This window comes from Rhodococcus sp. Z6_132 (genome assembly GCF_058133635.1).
In genome coordinates this window covers 855951-877427 of the sequence record NZ_JBYUNP010000002.1, presented here as the reverse complement: position 1 = coordinate 877427, position 21477 = coordinate 855951, and the positions used below count along the sequence as shown (strand labels likewise).

Here is a 21477-nt window from a genome sequence, read left to right as displayed (position 1 = left end):
CCTGCAGCGGCACAGCGAAAATTCCTGGTCAGGACTGCTCAACATCCTCGGAGCAGCGCCGATAGGTAAGGCATGTTGGTCCACGGATGGACCGGCAGGCCCGCTCGTCGGGTCACGTCTTGACTCTGTCCAGGAGGACACCCCATGAGTCTTCGCATCAACACCAACACCGCCGCGCTCAACGCCTACGGCAACCTGCAGGCCAACCAGGCCAAGCAGCAGAACGCCTTCGAGAAGCTCTCCAGCGGCCTGCGGATCAACCGGGCGGCGGACGACGCGGCCGGCCTGTCCATCAGCCAGGGCCTGACCAGCCAGATCAACGGCCTCACCCAGGCCACCCGCAACGCCCAGGACGGCATCAACGTCGCCCAGATCGCTGACGGCGCCCTGGCCACCGTGCAGACGATCCTGCAGCGCCAGCGCGACCTGACCGTCCAGGCTTCCAACGGTGGCTCCATGGACACCAACGCCCGTGACGCCATCACCGCCGAGATCGGCAAGCTGAACGAGCAGATCAACAACATCAACCAGACCACCGCCTTCGGTGGCACCCGCCTGTTCGACGACAACGGGACCGCCGCAGGCGCTGGCTACGAGGGCAAGTTCCAGGTCGGCGCCAACGGCACCAACAGCGAGCAGATCACCCTGACGCTGGGGGCCTTCGACGCCGCGACCCTCAAGACCGGGGCCGCGGGCACACCCGCTGCCGGTGGTATCGACGTGAGCACCACCGACGCAGCCCGTGAGTCGATCGAGATCATCGACGCCGCGATCAAGACGGTGTCGGCGGCCCGGTCCGACATCGGTGCCACGCAGAACCAGCTCAGCTACACCATGACCAACCTGCAGACCACCATCCAGAACGTGTCTGCCTCGCGGTCGAACATCACCGACGCCGACCTGGCCACCGAGGTCTCCAACATGAGCCAGGCCCAGATCCTCACCCAGGCCGCCACCTCGGTGCTGGCCCAGGCGAACTCGGCCCCGCAGGCCATCCTGAAGCTCCTGCAGTAAGTCGTACCAGCTCGAACCGCTTGACCCCAGGTAGCACGGGCGGGGCCCTGTCCGCAGGGCTCCGCCCGTGCTGCATCGGCACCACAAGGAGCATGCGTGGCTACCTTCTCGTTCGACGGCCTGGCCTCGGGCATCGACACCAAGACGCTGGTCACCCAGCTGATGCAGGTGGCGGCCCAGCCCCAGGCGCAGCTGAAGACGCAGCTGAGCAGCACGCAGACGCTGGTCTCGGCCTACCAGTCGATCAACACTCGCATCACCGCCCTGCAGTCCGCCGCCGACGCGGTGAAGCTGGCGGGCACCTGGACCGCCGCCACGGCCAGCTCCTCCTCGCCCTCGGTGATCGCCACCAGCACCAGCGCCGCCCAGGCCGGCTCGGCCATGACCTTCAGCGTCACCCGACTGGCGGCCGCCCAGGTCAGCACCGTCGCTGTCGCCGGTGACGTGGTGGCCGACTTCGCCGCCGGCATCGACGTGACCATCGGCTCCGGCAGCACCGCCACCACCACCCACGTGGCCCTCACCGGCGGCAGCGCCAGCGACGTGGTGGCCGCGCTGAGCAAGGCCGGGCTCGGGGTGCGGGCCTCGGTGGTGAACGTGGACGACGCCACCGGTACCGGCACCACCCAGCGCCTGCAGCTCAGCGCCACCTCCTCCGGTACCGCTGGCGCCTTCAGCATCAGCGGGCTCAGCACCGCACCCACCCAGATCGTGGCGGCGCAGAACGCGCAGCTGACGGTCGGCGACCCGGCCGCGGGCGGCTACTCGGTGTCCTCGTCCACCAACACCTTCACCGAGGCGCTGCCGGGGGTCACCTTCACGGTGGGGGCACTGGCGTCGGGAGTGACGGTGTCCGTGGCCAGCGACACCAGCGCCATCACCAAGGCGATGCAGACCATGGTGGACGCCGCCAACGCCGCGCTCGGACAGGTGGGCATGTACACGGCCAAGGGCGGCAGCCTGCAGGGCAACACCCAGGTCGTGGCCCTCAGCCAGGACATCCTCTCCAGCATCAGCCGGGGCACCGGCACCGGCGGCAGCTTCCACAGCATCGGCGTGCAGCTCACCAACACCGGAGGCCTGACCTTTGACGCCGCCGCCTTCGCCGCCGCCCACGCCGCCGATCCCACGAAGACGCAGACCGTCGCCGGGCAGGCGCTGGGCTCAGCACTGTCGACCGTGGCCGAGCGGGCCAGCGCACCGGCGGTGGGCTCGCTGAGCCTGCTGATCACCTCGGGCAACGAGCGGATGACCAACCTGAACAAGCAGATCCAGAGCTGGGACACCCGCCTGGCCGACACCCAGACCGCGATGCAGAAGAAGTACGCGGCCATGGAGGCGGCGGTGAACAAGCTGAACTCGACGCAGGCCTGGCTGAGCTCCGCGCTCTCCTCGCTCGATGCCTCCAAGAAGTCCGACTAGCTCACTGCTCTCCCCCAGAACGCTCCCCCGACATCGAGGAGAACCCTGTGTCCAGCGACTTGGCTCGTGCCCGCTACCTCGCCGACGCCGTCGCCACGGCCACCCCGGCCCGCCGCATCGTCCTCCTCTACGACCGCCTCTGGCTGGACGTCCAGCGCGGCGTCGAGGGTCTGGCCAGCGCCGATCCCGCCACGGCCGGTGACCACGTCCAGCACGCCCAGCAGATCGTCGCCGAGCTGCTCGGCAGCCTGGACACCACGGCGTGGGAGGGCGCCGGCGAGCTCGCCTCGCTGTACACCTACCTGCTCCGCGAGCTGATGAACGCCATCGTCTCCCCCACCCCCGGAGCCCTGGACACCGCCGCCGGCATCATCACCGGCCTGCGGGACACCTGGAAGCAGGCCGAGGTCCAGCTGCAGACCGGTATCGCCCGCGCCGCGGCGGCCCCGGCCGCCCGACAGGCGGCGTGGGTTGGCTGAGCCTGCGGCGCAGCCCACCTGGGAAGAGGTCCTGGCCGCGCTGACGGCGGACAACGACGCCCTGGAGGCTGCGCTGCACTCCGGAGCCGAGCTGCCGGCCTCGGCCACCCAGCCCTGGCACCCCCCGCAGCTGCCGCCGCTGCCCCCGGAGCTGGCCCCGGCCGCGCGTGAGGTGCTCGCCCGCCAGGTCGCCCTGCAGGCCCGCCTCGCCCTCGACCTCGCCCGGCTCTCCCCGGCCACCCGCCGCCGCAGCGTGGCCACCGCCGCCCCGCAGCCGACCCTGGTGGACCTGCGCGCGTAAACCCTTGCTGCTCAGGCAAAACTCGTAGTAACAACTGCTCAACTCAGCGTGATCTCGGCCGATGACAACCTCGAGCACGGATCGCTCACCCCGCTTGCCAAGGACTGGCGAGACTCGACAGGTGAGGTCCATCTCGTGCTGGATGACATTGCTTCGGTGACGATGCGCACGGCTCTGTCGAGCCTGTCCGCCCGCCAGCGCGTGAGCGCCGACAACATCGCGAACATCGAGACGCCCAACTACCGCGCGTCCCGAGTCTCGTTCGAGTCCAGCCTGCGTGACGCGGTCGCCTCCGGTGACCCAGCCCGGGCCACCGCGTCGGTGGAGGACACCGGCGACACCCCGGGGGTGAACGGCAACAACGTCAACCTCGACGCCGAGACGATCATCGACCAGAAGACCCAGCTGCAGTACCAGCTGCTGGCCAGCGCGCTCTCCGGCAAGTACAGCCTCCTAAGCACCGTGATCAAGGGCTGAGCCGATGACCCTCTTCTCCGCCATCAACGCCTCCGGGACCGGGCTCACCACCTACCGCACCTGGATCGACGTGCTGGCCAACAACGTCGCCAACGTCAACACCGCGCGGCCCACCTCGGGCCCGGCCTTCCAGGCGTCCTACGTGGAGGCCCAGGAGATCGCCGGCGGACCCGACGGCATCGGCCAGGGCGTGGAGATCACCTCGCTGCCGCAGGGCAGCGCCGAGGGAATCCTCACCTACCAGCCCGACAACCCGCTGGCCGACGAGAACGGCTACGTCCGGCTGCCGGACATCGACATGGCCGAGCAGATGGGCAACCTGATCATGGCGCAGCGGGGCTTCCAGGCCAACGCCGCGGTGATCGACCGCGCCAAGGACACCTACCTGCAGGCCATCAACATCGGAAAGAACCGCTGACCATGACGATCCCCGCCATCGGCGCCCTCAGTGCCGCCCTGCCCGCCTTCGCACCCTTCGCGCCGGTGAGCCCCGAGACCACCGCCCCCGCAGCCACCGGTGGCAGCGACTTCGCCGCCATGCTCAGCAAGGGCCTGGAGACGGTGCAGACCGCGCAGGACAAGGCCAGCGGGCTGGCCGTGCAGGCCGCCACCGGCGACCTGACCGATATCCACGACTACACGATCGCCTCCACCGAGGCGGGCCTGGTCACCGAGCTGGCCTCGGCGATCCGCACCAAGGGCATCGACGCGTTCAACCAGATCATGGGAATGCAGGCCTGACATCGTGAAGAACATCGTCGTCGACCGCGCGCAGCGGTTCTGGCAGGGCTTCCTGGCCTTCACCCCCGGCCAGAAGGTGGTCTCCGTGGCCGCCGTGCTGGCGCTCACCCTCGGTGGCTTCTTCTTCACCACCTGGGCCTCGGCGCCCACCTACGCCCCGCTGTTCACCAACCTCGCCCCCACCGACGCCAGCGCGATGATCGACAAGCTCAACGCCACCGGCACCCCCTACGAGCTGGCGGCCAACGGCACCTCGATCATGGTGCCGGAGAAGGACGTCTACGCCCTGCGGCTGACCATGAGCTCGGCCGGCCTGCCCACCTCGGGCAAGTCCGGCTACAGCCTGCTGGACAACGAGGGCATCACCACCTCGGAGTTCAAGCAGCAGGTGGACTACCAGCGGGCGCTGGAGGGCGAGATCGGCAACACCGTCCGCTCCATCGACGGCGTCGTCGACGCCACCGTGCACCTGGCGATCCCCAAGGACACCGTCTACGACGACGGCACCAAGAAGCCCACCGGCGCCGTCCTGCTGACCACCGCTCCCGGCACCAAGCTCACCTCCGGGCAGGTGCAGTCGGTGGTCAACCTCGTCTCCTCCAGCGTCCCCGGCCTCACCGCCGACCAGGTCAGCGTCTCCGACTCCACCGGCAAGGTGCTCAGCGCCCTCGGTGACGACGACACCGCCGCCGGCTCCGACACCCGCAGCGAGGCCACCCGGCAGTACGAGGGCCGGCTGAACACCGCGGTGCAGCAGATGCTGGACCAGATGGTGGGCGCCGGGCACTCGGTGGTCACGGTGAACGCCGACCTGGACTTCGACAAGACCAACACCGTCTCGCAGACCTACGTCTACGACGCCGAGGTTCCCCCGCTGGCGGAGTCCTCCACCACCGAGACCTACAACGGTGGGGCCGGCGACAACGGGGTGCTGGGCGCGGCCGCCACCCCGCCGGTGGCCGGAGCCGAGGCCGCCACCGACGGCAACGGTGGCTACACCAAGACCACCGGCACCAAGAACAACGCCGTGGGTCAGGTCACCGACACCCGCAACTCCGCCCCCGGGCAGGTCCGCAACCTCAACGTCGCCGTCCTGCTCGACCGCAACGCCCCCGCCGTGGACCAGGCTGCGCTGCAGCAGCTGGTGAGCTCGGCGGTGGGCCTGGACACCGAGCGCGGGGACACCCTGGCCGTGGCCAGCGCCCCGTTCGACACCACCGCGGCCGACGCCGCAGCCGACACCGCCGCTGCCGCGGCTGCCGCCACCGCGGCCAGCGAGAAGAGAGAACAGCTGATGTCCATGGCCAAGACCCTTGCGGTGGTGGTGCTCGTCGCGGTGCTGGTGGTCGCCACCCTCATCGCCAACCGCCGTCGTCGCAAGGCCGCGCTGCGCACCGAGCCGGCCTACGACCCGGACGAGTTCCTGTCCGCGCTCAACGACTCCCCCGACCTGCTCCCGCCGGCACCGCAGGACATCGTGCCGCCCTCGACGCAGGCCGCTGCGCGGGCCCGTGAGCAGGGGGTGGCCGCCCTGGCCGGCAACGAGCCGCACGAGGTCGCCCGCCTGCTCCGCAGCTGGCTCAACGAGAAGGACAAGTGACGATGACTACCGCCCTCGCCGACCCGCAGCTGGCCACGGTCACCCCGATCGCGCCGGGCGTGCCGATGGGCAAGCGCGCCACCGACACCGCCCCCGACCCGCTGCTGGGCATGCCGGGCCGCCGCAAGGCCGCCATCCTCATGCTCCAGCTCGACCGGGAGACCTCGGCGAAGGTGATGGCGCAGCTGCGCGACACCGAGCTGGAGGAGCTCTCCGCCGAGCTCACCCGCGCCGGGGACGTCTCCCCGGACATCTCCCGCGCGGTGCTCGACGAGTTCGGCCTGATGATGGAGTCGGGCCGCGCCGTGGTGCAGGGCGGGGCCGACCAGGCCCGGGAGATGCTGGTGGCTGCGGTCGGCGAGCAGCGCGCGTCGGCCATCATGGACCGGCTGTCGGCCACCATGGTCGAGCAGCCGTTCAAGTTCCTGCACGACACCGACGCCCGCCAGGTGCTGAACTTCATCACCGACGAGCACCCGCAGACCACCGCCCTGGTGCTGGCCCACCTGCCCGCGCCGCTGGCCTCGCGCGTGCTGGCCGGCCTCGGCGCCGACCTGCAGGCCGACGTCGCCCACCGCATCGCCACCATGGACCGCACCTCTCCCGACGTGATCCGGCAGATCGAGGCGAGCCTGGAGCGACGGATGGTGACCCAGCTGGGTGCCCCCTCCGCCGACCAGTCCTCGGTGGGCGGGCTGCAGCCGCTGGTGGACATCATCAACCGGGCCGACCCGGGTACCGAGAAGCTGATCATGGAGGGCCTGGAGGCACGCGACCCCGAGCTCGCCGAGGAGATCCGCAGCCGGATGTTCATGTTTGAGGACCTGCTCACCCTGGAGGACCGGGCGGTGCAGCTGGTGCTGCGCCAGGTGGAGGCCAGCACCCTCGCCGTGGCGCTCAAGGGCATGCCGATCCCGGTGCACACCAAGGTGATGACCAACATGTCCGAGCGCGCCGCGGAGACCCTGGCCGAGGAGATCGAGCTGCTCGGCCCGGTGCGGGTGGCCAGCGTGGAGGAGGCCCAGGCCGACGTGGTTCGGGTGATCCGCCAGCTGGAGGAGTCCGGCCAGATCGTCGTCCGGCGCGGCGGCGAGGACGAGTACGTTGCCTGACACCCTGGCCGCCCGGCCGGCGTTCGCGCTGGCCGGTCCCTCGGCCATCCCGGAGCGCCTCGTCGCCGACGCCCGCAGCGCCGCCGAGGCGGTGGGCTACGCCCGGGGCTGGGCCCAGGGACTGGCCGAGGCCCGCCGGGCCAGCGCCGACGCGCTGGCCGCCGCCCGGGCCGCGGAGCTCCGCCACGCCGCCGAGCGCAGCGACTCCCTCGCCTCGGCGGTGGCCGCGCTCGCCGCGGCCGCCGACCAGCTGGAGGCCGTCGCCGCCCCCGCGTTGACGCAGATCGAGGACACCGTGCTGGCCGTGGCGCTCGAGCTGGCCCAGGCGCTGCTCGGCCGTGCGCTGGCGCAGCCCGCCGTGTCCGGCCCGGCCGCGCTGGCCCGGGTGCTGGCCCTGGCGCCGGAGGGTGAGCCGGTGAGCGTGCGGCTGCACCCCCGCGACCACGCCCAGCTCAGCGGAGCCGGCGGCGCCGAGGTGCTCGCCGCGGTGGCGGGTGCGGCGGGCCGGGAGATCACCCTCACCGCCGACGCCGCCGTGGCGCCCGGTGACGCCCTCGCCCGCTGCGGCGCGACCTCTCTCGACGCCCGGCTGTCCGCCGGGGTGGCCCGGCTGCAGGAGCACCTGGCCCGATGAGCACCCCGGTACCCACGCTGCTGCCCGAGCGCACCCGCCGCGGCCTGGACGAGCTGCTGGCCCTGGCCGGCTCCCGCCGCTACGGCTACGTCTGCCGGGTGGTCGGGCTGTCCGTCACCGTGGCCGGGCTGCCCGGCCGCATCGGCGACCTGCTGCGCATCGGCACCGGCGAGTCCGCCGTGCTGGCCGAGGTGGTGTCGGTGAGCGGCGCGGAGTGCACCTGCCTGCCGCTGGGCCCGATGGCCGGCATCGGCAACGGCGACCAGGTCTCGCACACCGGTGGCCCCCTGCAGGTGGCGGTGGGCGAGGAGCTGCGCGGCCGGGTGCTCGACGGTCTGGGGCGACCGCTGGACGGCTCCGCGCTGCCCGGCGGCATGGAGCGGGTGTCGGTGGAGATGGCGCCGCCGGCGGCCATGTCGCGCCGGCGGGTGGACCAGGCGCTGCCCGTGGGGGTGCGCGCCATCGACAGCCTCATCACCGTCGGCCGTGGCCAGCGGGTGGGCATCTTCGCCGGCTCCGGGGTGGGCAAGTCCAGCCTGCTGTCCATGATCACCCGCGGCACCACCGCCGAGATCACCGTGGTGGCGCTGATCGGCGAGCGCGGCCGGGAGGTGCGGGAGTTCCTCGACGACGTCCTCGGCGCCGAGGGCCTGCGCAACGCGATCGTCGTCGTCGCCACCTCCGACCAGCCCCCGATGGTGCGGCTGCGCGCGGCGTTCGTGGCCACCCGCATCGCGGAGTGGTACCGCGACACCGGCGCCGACGTGCTGCTGATGATGGACTCCATCACCCGGCTGGCCACCGCCCAGCGAGAGATCGGCCTGTCCGTCGGCGAGCCCCCGGCCTCCCGCGGCTACCCGCCGTCGGTGTTCGCCCTGATGCCGCAGCTGCTGGAGCGCGCCGGCGGCGGCGAGCACGGCACGATCACCGGTCTGTACACCGTGCTGGTGGACGGCGACGACCACAACGAGCCGATCGCCGACACCGCCCGGTCCATCCTGGACGGACACATCGTGCTCGACCGCCGGCTGGCCACCGCCGGGCACTTCCCCAGCATCGACGTGCTCGAGTCGGTGTCGCGGGTGACCACGGCGGTCACCAGCCGGGAGCAGCAGGACCTCGCCCGCACCGCTCGCCAGCTGATGGCGGCCCAGCGCGACGTGAAGGAGCTGGTGGAGATCGGCGCCTACGTGGGCGGCACCAACCCCCGCGCCGACCGCGCCCTGCAGGTGTGGCCGCAGCTGGAGTCCTTCCTGCAGCAGCGCATCGACGAACCCGCCGGCTACGACGCCGCGTGGTCGCAGCTGGCCGGCGTGCTGGCCAGCACCGGGGCCGCAGCGACCGGAGACGCGGCATGAGCGGGCGCCGCTGGCTGGGCACCATGATCCGCGCCCGCCAGGCCGAGGAGGACGTGGCCGTGCAGAACCTCGCCGACGCCCGGCGCACCGCCACCCTCGCCGCCCAGCGCCTGGCTCGTGAGGCCGGCCGGGTGGACGCGCTGGCCCAGCCGGACAGCGAGTCGGTGCGAGCGTTCCACGCCTCTGCCGCCGCCCGACAGGCTGCGGCGGCGACGCTGTCGGCTGCCCGGCACCGGTTGCTCACCGCCCAGGACCGGGTGGGCTGCGCCGAGACCGAGCTGACCGCCGCTGCCCGCGCCCGGCGCACCGTGGAGAAGATGCACGAGCGGGACGCGGCTGCCAGCACCCGGGCCGCGCTCACCGCGGCGCAGCAGGAGCTGGACGAGATCGGCATCAGCCGGCACACCGCGCGCCAGGAGGCGGCCCGATGACCGCCATCAGCGGCGTGTCCACGGTGCTGGCCCGCATCTCCCAGCTCGAGTCCACCCTGAGCTCGCTCAGCGGCACCCGATCCGCGAGCGCGCGGTCAGCCACCACCACGCTGGGCACCGCCGCCGCGCTGGGCACCTCCGCAGCCGCGACCGCCAGCGGGCCCCGGGCCCAGTTCCTCGCTGCTCAGGTTCCCAGCGCGGCCCAGGGCACCAGGACCGCGGAGTCGTTCTCCGTGCAGCTGGCCAGCGCCGCGTCGGACACCAGCCGCAGCGGCGGTGGCGTCACCGGCGACGCCGTGGTGGCTGCGGCCAAGAAGTACCTGGGCGTGCCCTACGTGTGGGGCGGCACCAGCGCCACCGGGCTGGACTGCTCCGGGCTGGTGCAGCGCGCCTACGGCGACCTGGGGGTCACCCTGCCGCGGGTGGCGGCCGACCAGGCCAAGTCCGGCACCGCGGTGGCGAGCCTGGCCCAGGCCAAGCCGGGCGACCTGCTCGCCTTCGGCCAGCCGGTGGACCACATCGCCATCTACGTGGGCAACAACCAGATGATCGCCGCCCCCCAGCCCGGGGAGAACGTGAAGATCCAGTCGGTCTACACCACCCCGGTGGCCATCCGCCGAGTCGTCACCGACGCACCGGCGGTGCAGAGCGTGGCCGCCGCAGCGGTGACCACCACCGCCGCAGCGACGTCCGGGGTGGCCCGGTACGCCACGCTGTTCAGCCAGGCCGAGGCCCGGCACGGCCTGCCCAGCGGACTGCTGGCCGCGGTGGCCCAGACCGAGTCGGGGGGCAACGCCGCCGCGCTGAGCCCCGCGGGGGCCTCCGGGCTGATGCAGATCATGCCGGCCACCGCCCGCGGCCTGGGTGTGGATCCGCTGGTTCCCGCCCAAGCGGTGGATGGCGCGGCCCGGCTGCTGTCGGGCTACCTGCGGGACTACCAGGGCTCCATCCCGCTGTCGCTGGCCGCGTACAACGCCGGCCCCGGCGCGGTGAAGCAGTACGGCGGGGTGCCGCCCTACCGGGAGACGCAGAACTACGTCGCCAAGATCACCGGGCTGATGGGCAGGTCCGTCTGATGGCCATCACCCTCGCCGGCGCACCCTCCACCCGGTCCGGGGCAGCGACGCCCGCCGCGCCCACCCCTGACCCGACCTCGGGCGACGCCTTCGCCGCGCTGCTCGGCGCCGTGCCGCTGGGCGGACCTCCGCCCGGCACCATCACCGTTGCGGTGTCCGGCGGTGTTCCGGCATCGACGGGCCACGAGGCTCTCTCGGTGCTCGGCAGCCTCCTGGCCGAGCTGGGTGACCAGGACGCCACGACCACAGTGGACGGTGGGGCGGCGCTCCCCGCGCTGATACCGGATGCGGCCCTGGCGGGGGGTGCTGGCCTGGCGGGTGCGCTCACCGCCAGCGCCGTGCTGCCCCTGCTCCTGCCCCTGCCGGCGCTGGTTCCGTTCGTCGCGCAGGCTCCGGCCACCGCCGCGGCGGGCACCCCTGTGCCGGCCACCGCAGTCGCGGTCGCCCCCGCCCAGCCGGACGGTCACGCACCCGCCGCGGCGCCGCAGCACCCGGCCAGCCCCGCGATTGCTGCCCCGACCACTGGCGTCGCGCTTCCGACCGGGTTCACCCCCGTGACCGAGGCCGAGTCTGCGCTGCTCACCGCTGCCCTGTCGCCGGCCGGTTCCCTCCTGCCGACCGACCCGGCAGTGCCGGTGTCGCCCGCCCAGGCCAGCACGGTCCCCGCACCCGACGCCGCCCTGCCCGTCGCCGGTGCGCCGCAGGTGGCTGCTCTCCTGCCCGCACCGGTGCCGACCCCGCCGACCACGCCCGTGGTGAGCGCGCCGCCTGCCGTTCCCCCGGAGCCGGTGCACCACCAGGTGGCCACCGCCCTGCTCGGGGTTCACAGCCGCGGGGAGGGCAGCCACCAGCTGGAGCTCGCCCTGCACCCCGCCGAGCTGGGTCAGGTGAACGTGCACGTCCGGATGGTGGACGGCGCCCTCACCGTCGCGCTGGCCAGCGGTAGCGACGCCACGCTGGACGCCCTGCGCGCCGCGCTGCCCGAGCTGCGCCAGGAGCTGCGGGCCGCCGGGCTGGCACAGGTGACGCTGAGCCTCGACCTCACCGACCCCGGCACCGCCCACCACCAGGAGCGGGCGGAGCAGCACGCCTCCCGCCCGGCTGACCGGCGGCCCGGGCCGGCAGCCGCCGCAGCCGCCCCCGAGCCGGACACGCCAGTGCTCCGCAGCTCCACCACCGCGCTGGACCGACTGCTGTGACCTTCACACCCCGAGCGACCACCCCCGAGCAGGAGACCCGATGACCGCTCCCCTCTCCGCCACCCCGCCGGCCACCACGCCGATGACGGCCCCGCCGTCCACCACCGGCGCCACCTCCACCTCCGCTGCCACCGCCACGGACAAGACGCAGCTGAGCAACCAGGCGTTCATGCAGCTGCTGGTGGCTCAGCTGAAGTACCAGGACCCCAGCAAGCCGATGGACACCGCCGCGTTCATGAACCAGACGGCCACCCTCACCCAGGTACAGGCCATGGAGAAGAGCACGCAGGCCAACACCGACATGCTGGCCGCCCAGCGGGCCCAGACCGCCAGCACGCTGGTGGGCCGCACCGTGTCCTACACCGCCCTCGACGGCTCGGTGGCCACCGGCTACGTCTCCGCGGCCACCATCTCCACCCCTACCCCCACCCTGCGCATCGGCGGCAGCGACGTCGAGCTGGCCAGCGTCCAGCAGGTTCTCGACACCGCAGCCCCCACGCCGTAGCTCGGCACCACCACCCAGCTCGAACCCCACCCTCAGGAGCCCCCATGATCCGCTCACTGTTCACCGGCATCTCCGGGCTCCGTGCCCACCAGCAGATGCTCGACGTCACGTCGAACAACATCGCCAACGTCAACACCACCGGCTTCAAGAGCTCGTCCACGGTGTTCGAGGACACCCTGAGCCAGACCGTCGCCGGGGCCGGTGCACCCGGTGCCGCCACCGGCGGCACCAACGCCAAGCAGGTGGGCCTGGGCGTGCAGCTCGCCGCCACCCAGACCAGCTTCACCGAGGGGTCCAACCAGTTCACCGGCCGCACCAGCGACCTGCGCATCAACGGTGACGGCTTCTTCGTGCTCACCAAGGGCGGCCAGGAGACCTACAGCCGCGCCGGGTCGTTCTCCCCCGACGCCGAGGGCAACCTGGTCAGCCCGGACGGTGCGGTGCTGCAGAGCGCCACGGGCGGGCCGATCAACATCAACGGCGGCTACACCTCCTGGAGCATCTCCCCCGCCGGTGTGGTCAACGCGGTGGACGCCACCGGCGCCACCGTGCCGATCGCCACCATCGCGCTGGCCACGTTCGCCAACCCGGCGGGCCTGGTCAAGGTGGGCGAGACCCAGTTCCAGACCAGCATCAACTCCGGCGCGCCGCAGATCGGCAACCCCGGCGAGGGCGGGCGCGGCAGCATGACCTCGGGGTACCTGGAGATGTCCAACGTGGACCTGGCCAGCGAGCTGACCAACCTGATCATCTCCCAGCGTGGGTTCCAGGCGAACTCCCGCGTCATCACCACCTCCGACGAGGTGCTGCAGAGCCTCATCAACATCAAGTAGCGCCCCGCCTCCGCACCCTGGGCGCCCGCGCTGGTGATCCGTCCACCAGCGCGGGCGCAGGGGCTCAGGAAGTCCCCCGACCGGCCGATCAAACACCCGACAGGGATCCACGGATGGGTCCCGACGAGCACCTGGATGGATCCGTTGATACAGCTACGTCGGTTGGGTGGCGCCGTCTTCGCCCTGAACCCCGACCTCATCGAACGTGCCGAGGCCACGCCCGACACGGTCGTGACGCTGGTCGGCGGCAACAAGTACGTCATCCTGGAGTCCCTCGACGAGCTCACCCTGCTCATCCAGGAGCACCGCACCCGCATCCTCGCCGACGCCGAGCTGCTGGCCATGCAGGCCAGCCAACCGGCCGAGCAGCCGGTCCCGCCCGTGCGGGGGATCGCCAGCAGCCCCGGTGCGCGCAGCCAGGTGGTGCCGATCCGCCCCCAGGACACCTGATGGACCCCTCCCTGCTCATCGGCATGGGTCTCGCGCTGGTGGCCGTGGTCGCCTCGGTCATCCTCGAGGGCGGCCACATCACCGACATGTTCCTGCTGCCGCCGATGATCCTGGTGTTCGTCGGCACGTTCGGGGTGGCGATGGCCGGCGGCATCAAGCGGGACGTCAAGGCCCTGCCCAGCCAGCTCAAGCGCGCCGCGACGGCCACCGCCCCCGACCCGTCCGAGGCGGTGGAGACGCTGGTCCACCTGGCCGGCCGGGCCCGCCGCGAGGGCATGCTGGCGCTGGAGGACGAGGCCCGCAGCATCGAGGACGACTTCCTGCGTCGCGGGCTGCAGATGGCCATCGACGGCACCGACGCCGACGACGTTGCGGTGATCCTCTCCGCCGAGGTGGACACCAAGCGGGCGGCCGACGCCGCTGCGGCCAAGCTCTTCAACGACATGGGCGGCTACGCCCCCACCATCGGCATCATCGGCACCGTGCTGGGCCTGCTGCACGTGCTGGGCCAGCTCGCCTCCCCCGACAAGCTGGGCACCGCCATCGCCGGCGCCTTCGTCGCCACCCTGTGGGGCGTCATGTCCGCCAACGTGTTCTGGTTGCCCATCGGCAACCGGCTCAAGCGGCTGAGCCAGGTGGAGTGCGACCACATGGAGGTGGTCATCGAGGGCATCCTCGCCATCCAGGCCGGGGCCTCGCCGCGACTGGTGGAGCAGCGGCTGGCCAGCCTGGTGCCGCTGGCTGCTGACGGCACCAAGGACGCCGGCGGGAAGACCCAGGACAAGGCCGCCTGATGGCCGCGGGACGTGGCGGACACAGCGCCCGCAGCCACCGCGGGCGCTCGCACGAGGAGCACGCCGAGGACGGCAGCGAACGCTGGATGGTGACCTACGCCGACATGGTCACCCTGCTGCTGGTGCTGTTCATCGTGCTCTACGCCATGGGGTCGGTGAACACCTCCAAGTACGAGGAGCTCAAGACCAGCCTGGCCGGCGCGTTCAGCTCCGGGCCCACCCCAGGGCTGACCGACAGCGGCTCCGGACTGGTCAGCGGGGGACAGCTGAGTCCTCCGCTGCCGCCCGCACCGCAGAACATCGCCCCTGCCGCACCCACGCTGGCCCCCATCGACCAGGCGGCCCAGGACGCGGCCCGCGCTGCTGCCCAAGCCACCGCCCAGCGCGCGCAACCGGCGCCGGCCGGCACCAGCGACGCCGCCCGCCGCGAGCTGGAGGAGTTCCTGCGCATCGAGGAGGAGATCAACCGGTCGCTGGCCGAGCGGGGCCTGGCCGGCAGCGCCGAGTACACGATCAACGAGCGCGGGCTGGCCGTCACCATCGTCACCGACTCCTTGGTGTTCCCCGGCAACAGCGCCGTGCTGGGGGTGGACGGGCCGCGCATCCTGGACGCCGTCATCCCGCCGCTGCAGCGGGCCACCAACCTGATCCAGGTGGACGGGCACACCAACCAGCAGAACGTGGGCACCGACCCCTACCCCAGCGGCTGGGAGCTCTCCTCGGCCCGCGCCTCCGCGGTGGTCCGCTACCTGACCAGCGTCGGCCGCATCAGCTCCGGCCGGCTCAGCGCCGCCGGGTTCTCCGACCAGCGCCCCCTGGTGCCGGCCAGCGACCCGGCCTCGGTCACCCGCAACCGCCGGGTGGACATCGTGGTGGTCTCCCAGCTGCCGCTGGCCGAGCGCGGTGCCCTCGCCAGCCCGTCGGGACCCGGCGGATGAGGCGCCCACCGCCGTCCCCGCCCCTCGCCCGCCCCGCCACCCGACGCCGGAACCAGGAGTGAGCCCCATGCCCGTCGACACCGCCCCCACCACCCGAGCGGCGAGCAGCGCCCCGTCCGGGGCTGCCGCCGCCGGGGCCAAGCGCCGCTCCGGTGACGCCACCGACGCTCCGGCCAAGGCCGGCGCCGGCCGCAAGAAGATCATCGTGATCGCGGTGGTGGTGCTCCTGCTCGCCGCCGCCGGCTACTTCTTCCTCGCCCCCTCCGGCGAGGAAGGGCCCCCGGAGCCCGGGCCGGTGGTGGCCATGGAGACCACCACCCTGAACCTGGCCGACGGGCACTTCCTGCGGGTGAAGATCGCCCTGCAGACCGTGCTGGGCGCGGACGAGGCGCTGGACACCAGCAAGGCCGCGCAGCTGGTGATCAGCGAGCTCAGCAACCGGCCGATGGCCAGCCTGAGCACCGAGGCCGCGCGCACCGAGGCCAAGACGGCGCTGCTGGGCAAGCTCCAGCAGGCCTACCCCGACCAGATCATGGACCTGTACTACACGGAGTTCGTCATGCAGTGATGCCCGCACCGGGCGCATCCGTGCAAACCCCATCCGTGAAAACCCTTGGCCCCGAGCGGACCTCGCTCGACACCCGCCGTCGGAGGCCGCCTCAGGTTCGGCCGAGCGCGGTCGAAGAGTAACCATGTGGCACCCACTTCGACCGGTACAGCCGCGCCCGTGGCGCGGCTGCTGCGCCGCACGGCCCCCGCCGGCGCGGTCCCGTACGACTTCCGCAGGCCGGCCAAGCTGCCCCGGGAGTACATGCGTGGCCTGCAGCTGAGCTACGAGACCTTCGGTCGCCGGCTGGGCACGCTGCTCACCAGCGGCCTGCGCCAGCTGAGCACGGTCAACCTGGTGGCCATCGAGCACCAGACCTACGAGGAGTACGCGGCCGGGCTGGAGCCGACCACCCTGATGGCGGTGCTGGACATCGCCCCGCTGCAGGGCACGGCGATCTTCGAGATGTCGGTGCCCACGGCGCTGGGGTGCCTGGACTACATGCTCGGCGGCGCGGGCGGTGAGCAGCCCACCCGCCAGCTCACCGACATCGAGGTGACGGTGCTGCGCACGCTGCTGGACCAGATCCTCGCCGTGCTCGCCTACGCCACCGAGCCCACGGTGGGCATGACGCCGACGCTGCGCACCCTCGAGTACCACCCGCAGTTCATCCAGCCGGTGCCTGCCGCCGACACCGTGGTGGTGGCCTCCTTCGAGATGCGGGTGGGCAACCAGGTCTGCGTCGCCACCCTCTGCGTGCCCTTCGCCTCGCTGCAGCCGCGGCTGCAGGTCGGTGCGGAGGGCGCACCCCAGTCGGCCGCCGAGCGCAGCTCGCGGGAGCGGGCCGCGCGGCAGGTGCGCTCAGCCATGGGCAACGTGCCGGTGGACGTCTCGGTGGCCTTCCGCCCCCTGCAGCTGACCCCGCAGGAGGTCATCGCCCTGGTGCCCGGCTCGGTCATCAGCCTCAACCACCCGGTGAGCACCCCGCTGACGGTCGACGCCGGCGGCGTCACCTTCGCCCACGCCCTCGCCGGACGGCAGGGCACCCGCCTCGCCGGCCTCGTCATCGGCACCCCCCTGGAGCAGACACCATGACCACCCCGTCCCCGGCCGACGCCGTCCGCCAGGCCGCGCTCGCCGCCATCGCCGCGCTGCCCATCGCCGAACCCCTCACCCTGGGCGAGCCGGTCACCCACACCGCTGCGCTGGACTTCGACGGGGTGGCGGTCACCGCCCGCTTCACCGGCGGCACCGGCGGCACCGGCGGCGAGGTGGTGGTGGCCGTGGAGCGTGCGGTGAGCGAGGCGCTGCAGGGCTCCGCGCTGGGCTCGCTCGACCTGGGCTCGGCGCTGGCTCCCGCCCTGGCTGCCGCCGCCGGCACCGTGGGCACCGTGCAGACCGGGCCCGGCCAGGTGCTCGACGTGCGCCCCGCGCTGGACGCCCTGCTCAGCAAGCCCGGTGCCGCGGTGGTGCCGCTGCTGCACCAGGGCGTGGTGCGCGCCGTGGTCGGCCTGGCGGTCGCCGCGTCGGCGGCGCCCGCGGTGGCCCCCACCGCGCCGCTCTACCCGACGCTGGAGGAGGCCCGTGCCACCGCCGTGGCCCCCGGTGGCATGGGCGCCCAGCAGATCCGGCGGGGCCTGGACCTGCTGCGCGACGTGCACATGGAGGTCACCGCCCAGATCGGTGCCACCCGCATGACGGTGAACGAGCTGCTCACCCTCACCGACGGCGCCGTGGTGGAGCTGGACCGGGCGGCGGGCGCCCCGGCCGACCTGCTGGTCAACGGGCACCTCATCGCCCGCGGCGAGGTGGTGGTGGTGGACGAGAACTTCGGTCTGCGGATCACCGAGATCGTGGTCGGTGACGAGATGGTCTCCGCACCCGCGTGAGCACCGTCGAGCTCGTCGGCCGGATGATCCTCGCCCTGGTCGTCGTGATCTTCGTGATGTGGGGCCTGGCCAAGTGGGCCCGCAAGCCGCTCGGCGCCGGTGCGGGCCAGGTGCTGACCGTGCTGGCCCGCCAGCAGCTCAGCCGCACCTCCTCGGTGGCCGTGGTGAAGGTGCTCGACCAGGCCCTGGTGCTCGGCGTGACCGAGCAGGGCATCCGCCTGCTCACCGAGGTCGACCTGGACCAGGTGCAGACGGTGCTGTCCACGCCGCCAGCACCGCGCGAGCGGCGGCTGCGCCGCACCTCCAGCACTGACCCCGGCTCCACCGCCGACCCGCTCGCCGAGCCCGCGCCGGCGCCGGTGACGCTGACGAAGAGCGCCACCGCGCCGGGTCGCCTGGACGGCTCCGTGCTCTCCCCCCGCACCTGGCACCAGGCGGTGGACGCCGTCCGCGACCTCACGGCGCGCCGGTGAGCACCCGCCCGGCCGGCCGGCCGGTGGTGCGCACCACGGTGCTGGCCCTGCTCGCCGGGCTGTTCCTGCTGCTGGCCGCCCCCGCCGCCCCGCACGCCGCTGCCGCCTCGGCCCAGCCAGGAGCGAGCCCGCCAGGAGCGACGCTGGTGGTGGCCGCCGCGGTGGCCCAGCCGCTGCCCCAGCAGACCGAGCCCACCCCGCCGGCTCCGCCCACGGCGCCCGATGCGCCCACCGGTTCGGTGACCGTGGACGTCAACCCCTCCCCCAGCACCTCGGTGAGCATCCTGCTGCTGCTCACGGTGCTGTCGGTCGCGCCGTCGATCCTGCTGCTGATGACCAGCTTCACCAAGATCTTCGTCGTCCTCGGCCTCACCCGAAATGCGTTGGGGCTCAACACTGTTCCGCCCAACCAGGTGCTCGCCGGGCTCTCGTTGTTCCTCAGCCTGTTCATCATGACGCCGGTGCTGAAGCTGGTGAACTCCGAGGGGCTGCAGCCCTACCTCGACGGCACCAAGACGCAGTCCGACGCGTTCGACGACGGCATCAAGCCGCTGCGGGAGTTCATGCTCGCCCACACCCGCACCGAGGAGATCGCGATGATGCTGCGGGCGGCCAAGCTGCCCAACCCGCCCAGCCCGGAGGCCGTGGAGCTGACCACGCTCATCCCGGCGTTCGTGCTCTCCGAGCTGCGGGCGGCGATGATCATCGGCTTCGTCATCTTCATCCCGTTCCTCATCATCGACATGGTCGTGTCGTCCTCGCTCATGTCGCTGGGAATGATGATGCTCCCGCCGGTCACGGTGTCCCTGCCGTTCAAGATCCTGCTGTTCGTGCTCGCCGACGGCTGGGGGCTGATCATCAACTCCCTGGTCACCAGCTACAACACCGGCTGATCCCCCAGCACACGCCCGTCCGTGCCCAGCCGAACCACCCCTGACTCGAGGTACCCGCCATGACCGACACCGCGATCGTCCACCTCGGACTGCAGGCCATGCTGATCGGCTTCCAGCTGGCTGCGCCGGTGCTGCTCACCGCCCTGGTCATCGGCTTCGCCATCTCGATGTTCCAGTCGGCGACGCAGATCCAGGAGTTCACGCTGTCCTTCGTGCCCAAGGTGATCGGCGTCGGGGTGGCGCTGCTGGTCTCCGGCAGCTGGATGATGCACACGATGATCACCTTCACCGAGCAGCTGTTCACCCAGATCCCCTCCCTGACCAGCTGAGCGAGGGCGAGCCCACCCGTGGACGTGCGATGAGCGTGCAGCTGGACACCGCGAGCCTGCTCGCGGTGCTGCTGGCCTCGATCCGCATCGGCGCGTGGCTGATGATCGCCCCACCGCTGGCCACCGCGGGCGTGCCGCGCACCGTGCGGATGATGCTGGCCGGGGTGCTGTCGCTGGTGGTGGTGGGCACCGCCCGGCAGAACGTGCCCGCCGCGGAGATCGGGCCGCTGGTGGGCAGTGCCGTGCAGCAGCTGCTGATCGGCGCCGCGCTGGGGTTCCTCACCCGGCTGCTGTTCACCGCCGTCGAGGCGGCGGGGTCGATGATCGACCTGTTCGGGGGGTTCTCCCTGGCCGCGGCCTACGACCCGCTGATGGCCAACACCAACGCCGTGTTCGGGCGGCTGTTCGCGCTGCTCACCACGGTGCTGATCTTCGCCAGCAACGCGCACCTGGTGATCATCACCGGCTTCCTGCGCACCTTCACCGCGCTGCCGCTGGACGCCACCCTGTCGCTGTCCGACCTCGGCGCCACCCTGGTCACCGCCATGACCGACATGTTCATCGCCGCGCTGCAGATCGCCGCCCCGATGATCGCGGTGCTGTTCATCGCCGACGTGGCGCTGGGCCTGCTCAGCCGGATCTCCCCGCACCTGAACATCTTCTCGGTGAGCTTCCCGCTGAAGATCGGCCTCACCCTCGGGCTGGTGGGACTGGTGCTCACCACGCTGCCCGGGGTGATCACCACCATGGCCGACACCGCCAGCCGGATGATCTCGGCGGTGATCGGCTGATGGCGGGCAAGCCGGCGGGTGAGAAGACCGAGCAGGCCACCCCGCAGAAGAAGAAGAAGGCCCGCAAGGACGGCCAGATCGCGCACAGCCCGGAGCTGGGCTCCTGGCTCAGCCTGGCCGCCGCCAGCTTCGTCATCCCGATGGTGTGCAGCTCGCTGATGAGCCTGTGCCGGGCCACCATGGTCCAGATCGGGGCGCTCATCACCACCCCGGACACCAGCCGGGCGCTGCAGCTGGCGCGCGACACCATGCTGGAGGCGGCGATGGCCACCGTGCCGCTGGCGGCGGTGGTGATGCTGACCTCGGTGCTGGCCTCGGGCTCGCAGGCCGGGATCTACCTGGCGCCCAAGCTGTGGAAGCCCAAGGTGTCGCGGCTCAACCCCTTCAGCGGGGTCAAGCGGATGTTCGGCCCCCAGGGGCTGTGGCAGCTGGTCAAGTCGATGCTCAAGCTCGGGGTGCTGTGCGGCATCACCTACCTGTCGGTGCGCGACCTGGTGCCGGCGCTGATGAGCGCCGGCACGCTGCCGCTGACCAGCGTGCTGGACACCACCGTGGACTCCGCCATGCGGCTGGTGCGCTACGGCGCGGTGGCCGGGGTGGTGATGGCGATCGCGGACGTGATCGTGGTGCGCCGGCGCACCAGCAAGCAGCTGAAGATGACCAAGCAGGAGGTGAAGCAGGAGCACAAGACCTCCGAGGGCGACCCGGTGCAGAAGGGCGCTCGCCGCTCGCGCGCGCTGGCCATGAGCCGCAACCGGATGATGGCCGACCTGCCCACCGCCGACGTCATTGTGCTCAACCCCACCCACCTCGCCGTGGCGCTGCGCTACGACCCCGCCCGCGGCGCGCCCCGGGTGATCGCCAAGGGCGCGGACTTCACCGCCGCGCGCATCCGCGAGGTGGCCGCCGAGCACCGCATCCCGATGGTGCGCGACGTGGCGCTGGCCCGCAGCCTGCACGCCACCTGCGAGATCGGCCACGAGATCCCCGCCGACCTCTACCAGGGCGTGGCGACCGTGCTGGCCTTCGTGATGCGGCTGCGTCGGCGCGGCTCGGTGGCCGGCACCCACCAGCTGCCCGCCGTCGCACACTGATCCAACTTCGTTGCCGCACTCAGGTTCTGGTGACAGCTGCCGAACAGAACCAGTGCCAGGACGGTGAGTCGATGCAGCCCAGGGACCGGGATGCACC

Annotated in this window: 27 protein-coding genes; all 27 read left to right on the top strand. The window is 72.2% G+C overall.

The window, feature by feature from the left end; all coding sequences use genetic code 11:
- The first annotated feature begins 144 nt into the window (after positions 1 to 144).
- The 27 genes from AC3YO9_RS10810 (at position 145) to AC3YO9_RS10680 (ending at position 21380) form a co-directional block, all read left to right on the top strand.
- Positions 145 to 1014 carry a flagellin N-terminal helical domain-containing protein gene (locus AC3YO9_RS10810; protein WP_489983129.1) on the top strand — a complete coding sequence of 290 codons (870 nt, stop codon included), beginning with the start codon at positions 145 to 147 and terminating at the stop codon, positions 1012 to 1014.
- A 96-nt stretch (positions 1015 to 1110) separates the two neighbouring features.
- Complete coding sequence (gene fliD, locus AC3YO9_RS10805; RefSeq protein WP_489983128.1) at positions 1111 to 2436, top strand: flagellar filament capping protein FliD; 1326 nt, start codon at positions 1111 to 1113, stop codon at positions 2434 to 2436.
- Between the two features lie 47 nt (positions 2437 to 2483).
- On the top strand, positions 2484 to 2915 hold the full coding sequence (locus AC3YO9_RS10800; RefSeq protein ID WP_489983127.1) for a flagellar export chaperone FliS: 432 nt from the start codon (positions 2484 to 2486) through the stop codon (positions 2913 to 2915).
- Positions 2908 to 3216 (top strand): hypothetical protein, encoded by a 309-nt coding sequence (locus tag AC3YO9_RS10795; protein WP_489983126.1) that lies wholly within the window; start codon positions 2908 to 2910, stop codon positions 3214 to 3216. The genes AC3YO9_RS10800 and AC3YO9_RS10795 overlap by 8 nt, the downstream gene beginning before the upstream one ends.
- A gap of 162 nt (positions 3217 to 3378) precedes the next feature.
- Positions 3379 to 3693 (top strand): flagellar basal body rod protein FlgB, encoded by a 315-nt coding sequence (locus tag AC3YO9_RS10790; protein WP_489983465.1) that lies wholly within the window; start codon positions 3379 to 3381, stop codon positions 3691 to 3693.
- 4 nt (positions 3694 to 3697) lie between these two features.
- Entirely contained in the window at positions 3698 to 4111 is a 414-nt protein-coding gene (locus AC3YO9_RS10785) for a flagellar basal body rod protein FlgC (RefSeq protein ID WP_127783019.1), read from the top strand.
- Between the two features lie 2 nt (positions 4112 to 4113).
- A complete protein-coding gene (fliE, locus tag AC3YO9_RS10780; protein ID WP_127783020.1) occupies positions 4114 to 4434 on the top strand; it encodes a flagellar hook-basal body complex protein FliE in 321 nt (106 codons plus the stop codon).
- A gap of 4 nt (positions 4435 to 4438) precedes the next feature.
- Positions 4439 to 6034 (top strand): flagellar basal-body MS-ring/collar protein FliF, encoded by a 1596-nt coding sequence (fliF, locus tag AC3YO9_RS10775; RefSeq protein WP_489983125.1) that lies wholly within the window; start codon positions 4439 to 4441, stop codon positions 6032 to 6034.
- 2 nt (positions 6035 to 6036) lie between these two features.
- A complete protein-coding gene (gene fliG / locus AC3YO9_RS10770) occupies positions 6037 to 7146 on the top strand; it encodes a flagellar motor switch protein FliG (RefSeq protein ID WP_489983124.1) in 1110 nt (369 codons plus the stop codon).
- Entirely contained in the window at positions 7139 to 7780 is a 642-nt protein-coding gene (locus AC3YO9_RS10765; protein WP_489983123.1) for a FliH/SctL family protein, read from the top strand. Before fliG ends, AC3YO9_RS10765 begins: the two co-directional genes overlap by 8 nt.
- Positions 7777 to 9138: a FliI/YscN family ATPase gene (locus AC3YO9_RS10760; RefSeq protein ID WP_489983122.1), complete on the top strand. Its 1362-nt coding sequence runs from the start codon at positions 7777 to 7779 to the stop codon at positions 9136 to 9138. Before AC3YO9_RS10765 ends, AC3YO9_RS10760 begins: the two co-directional genes overlap by 4 nt.
- Complete coding sequence (locus tag AC3YO9_RS10755; RefSeq protein WP_489983121.1) at positions 9135 to 9569, top strand: flagellar FliJ family protein; 435 nt, start codon at positions 9135 to 9137, stop codon at positions 9567 to 9569. The genes AC3YO9_RS10760 and AC3YO9_RS10755 overlap by 4 nt, the downstream gene beginning before the upstream one ends.
- Positions 9566 to 10645, top strand: coding sequence for an NlpC/P60 family protein (locus AC3YO9_RS10750; RefSeq protein ID WP_489983120.1), 1080 nt, complete (start codon positions 9566 to 9568; stop codon positions 10643 to 10645). Before AC3YO9_RS10755 ends, AC3YO9_RS10750 begins: the two co-directional genes overlap by 4 nt.
- On the top strand, positions 10645 to 11844 hold the full coding sequence (locus AC3YO9_RS10745; protein WP_489983119.1) for a flagellar hook-length control protein FliK: 1200 nt from the start codon (positions 10645 to 10647) through the stop codon (positions 11842 to 11844). Before AC3YO9_RS10750 ends, AC3YO9_RS10745 begins: the two co-directional genes overlap by 1 nt.
- A gap of 40 nt (positions 11845 to 11884) precedes the next feature.
- Positions 11885 to 12349, top strand: a complete 465-nt coding sequence (locus AC3YO9_RS10740) for a flagellar hook assembly protein FlgD (RefSeq protein WP_206518153.1) — start codon at positions 11885 to 11887, stop codon at positions 12347 to 12349.
- 44 nt (positions 12350 to 12393) lie between these two features.
- On the top strand, positions 12394 to 13182 hold the full coding sequence (locus AC3YO9_RS10735; RefSeq protein ID WP_489983118.1) for a flagellar hook-basal body complex protein: 789 nt from the start codon (positions 12394 to 12396) through the stop codon (positions 13180 to 13182).
- A gap of 135 nt (positions 13183 to 13317) precedes the next feature.
- Positions 13318 to 13632 carry a flagellar FlbD family protein gene (locus tag AC3YO9_RS10730; RefSeq protein ID WP_127783027.1) on the top strand — a complete coding sequence of 105 codons (315 nt, stop codon included), beginning with the start codon at positions 13318 to 13320 and terminating at the stop codon, positions 13630 to 13632.
- Positions 13632 to 14426: a motility protein A gene (locus AC3YO9_RS10725; RefSeq protein WP_127783028.1), complete on the top strand. Its 795-nt coding sequence runs from the start codon at positions 13632 to 13634 to the stop codon at positions 14424 to 14426. The genes AC3YO9_RS10730 and AC3YO9_RS10725 overlap by 1 nt, the downstream gene beginning before the upstream one ends.
- A complete protein-coding gene (locus AC3YO9_RS10720) occupies positions 14426 to 15364 on the top strand; it encodes an OmpA/MotB family protein (RefSeq protein ID WP_127783029.1) in 939 nt (312 codons plus the stop codon). The genes AC3YO9_RS10725 and AC3YO9_RS10720 overlap by 1 nt, the downstream gene beginning before the upstream one ends.
- Positions 15365 to 15431: 67 nt before the next feature.
- Positions 15432 to 15932 (top strand): flagellar basal body-associated FliL family protein, encoded by a 501-nt coding sequence (locus AC3YO9_RS10715; protein ID WP_127783030.1) that lies wholly within the window; start codon positions 15432 to 15434, stop codon positions 15930 to 15932.
- A gap of 159 nt (positions 15933 to 16091) precedes the next feature.
- Entirely contained in the window at positions 16092 to 17006 is a 915-nt protein-coding gene (locus tag AC3YO9_RS10710; RefSeq protein WP_127783031.1) for a flagellar motor switch protein FliM, read from the top strand.
- Positions 17003 to 17800, top strand: a complete 798-nt coding sequence (gene fliN / locus AC3YO9_RS10705; RefSeq protein WP_489983117.1) for a flagellar motor switch protein FliN — start codon at positions 17003 to 17005, stop codon at positions 17798 to 17800. The genes AC3YO9_RS10710 and fliN overlap by 4 nt, the downstream gene beginning before the upstream one ends.
- Positions 17797 to 18273: a FliO/MopB family protein gene (locus tag AC3YO9_RS10700; RefSeq protein WP_489983116.1), complete on the top strand. Its 477-nt coding sequence runs from the start codon at positions 17797 to 17799 to the stop codon at positions 18271 to 18273. Before fliN ends, AC3YO9_RS10700 begins: the two co-directional genes overlap by 4 nt.
- Entirely contained in the window at positions 18270 to 19166 is an 897-nt protein-coding gene (gene fliP / locus AC3YO9_RS10695; protein WP_489983115.1) for a flagellar type III secretion system pore protein FliP, read from the top strand. Before AC3YO9_RS10700 ends, fliP begins: the two co-directional genes overlap by 4 nt.
- Before the next feature lie 59 nt (positions 19167 to 19225).
- The gene (locus tag AC3YO9_RS10690; RefSeq protein ID WP_127783034.1) at positions 19226 to 19495 is read left to right on the top strand and encodes a flagellar biosynthetic protein FliQ; all 270 of its coding nucleotides are present in this window, start codon (positions 19226 to 19228) and stop codon (positions 19493 to 19495) included.
- 29 nt (positions 19496 to 19524) lie between these two features.
- Positions 19525 to 20286 (top strand): flagellar biosynthetic protein FliR, encoded by a 762-nt coding sequence (locus AC3YO9_RS10685; protein ID WP_489983114.1) that lies wholly within the window; start codon positions 19525 to 19527, stop codon positions 20284 to 20286.
- On the top strand, positions 20286 to 21380 hold the full coding sequence (locus tag AC3YO9_RS10680) for an EscU/YscU/HrcU family type III secretion system export apparatus switch protein (RefSeq protein ID WP_489983113.1): 1095 nt from the start codon (positions 20286 to 20288) through the stop codon (positions 21378 to 21380). Before AC3YO9_RS10685 ends, AC3YO9_RS10680 begins: the two co-directional genes overlap by 1 nt.
- The last annotated feature ends 97 nt before the right edge of the window (positions 21381 to 21477 follow it).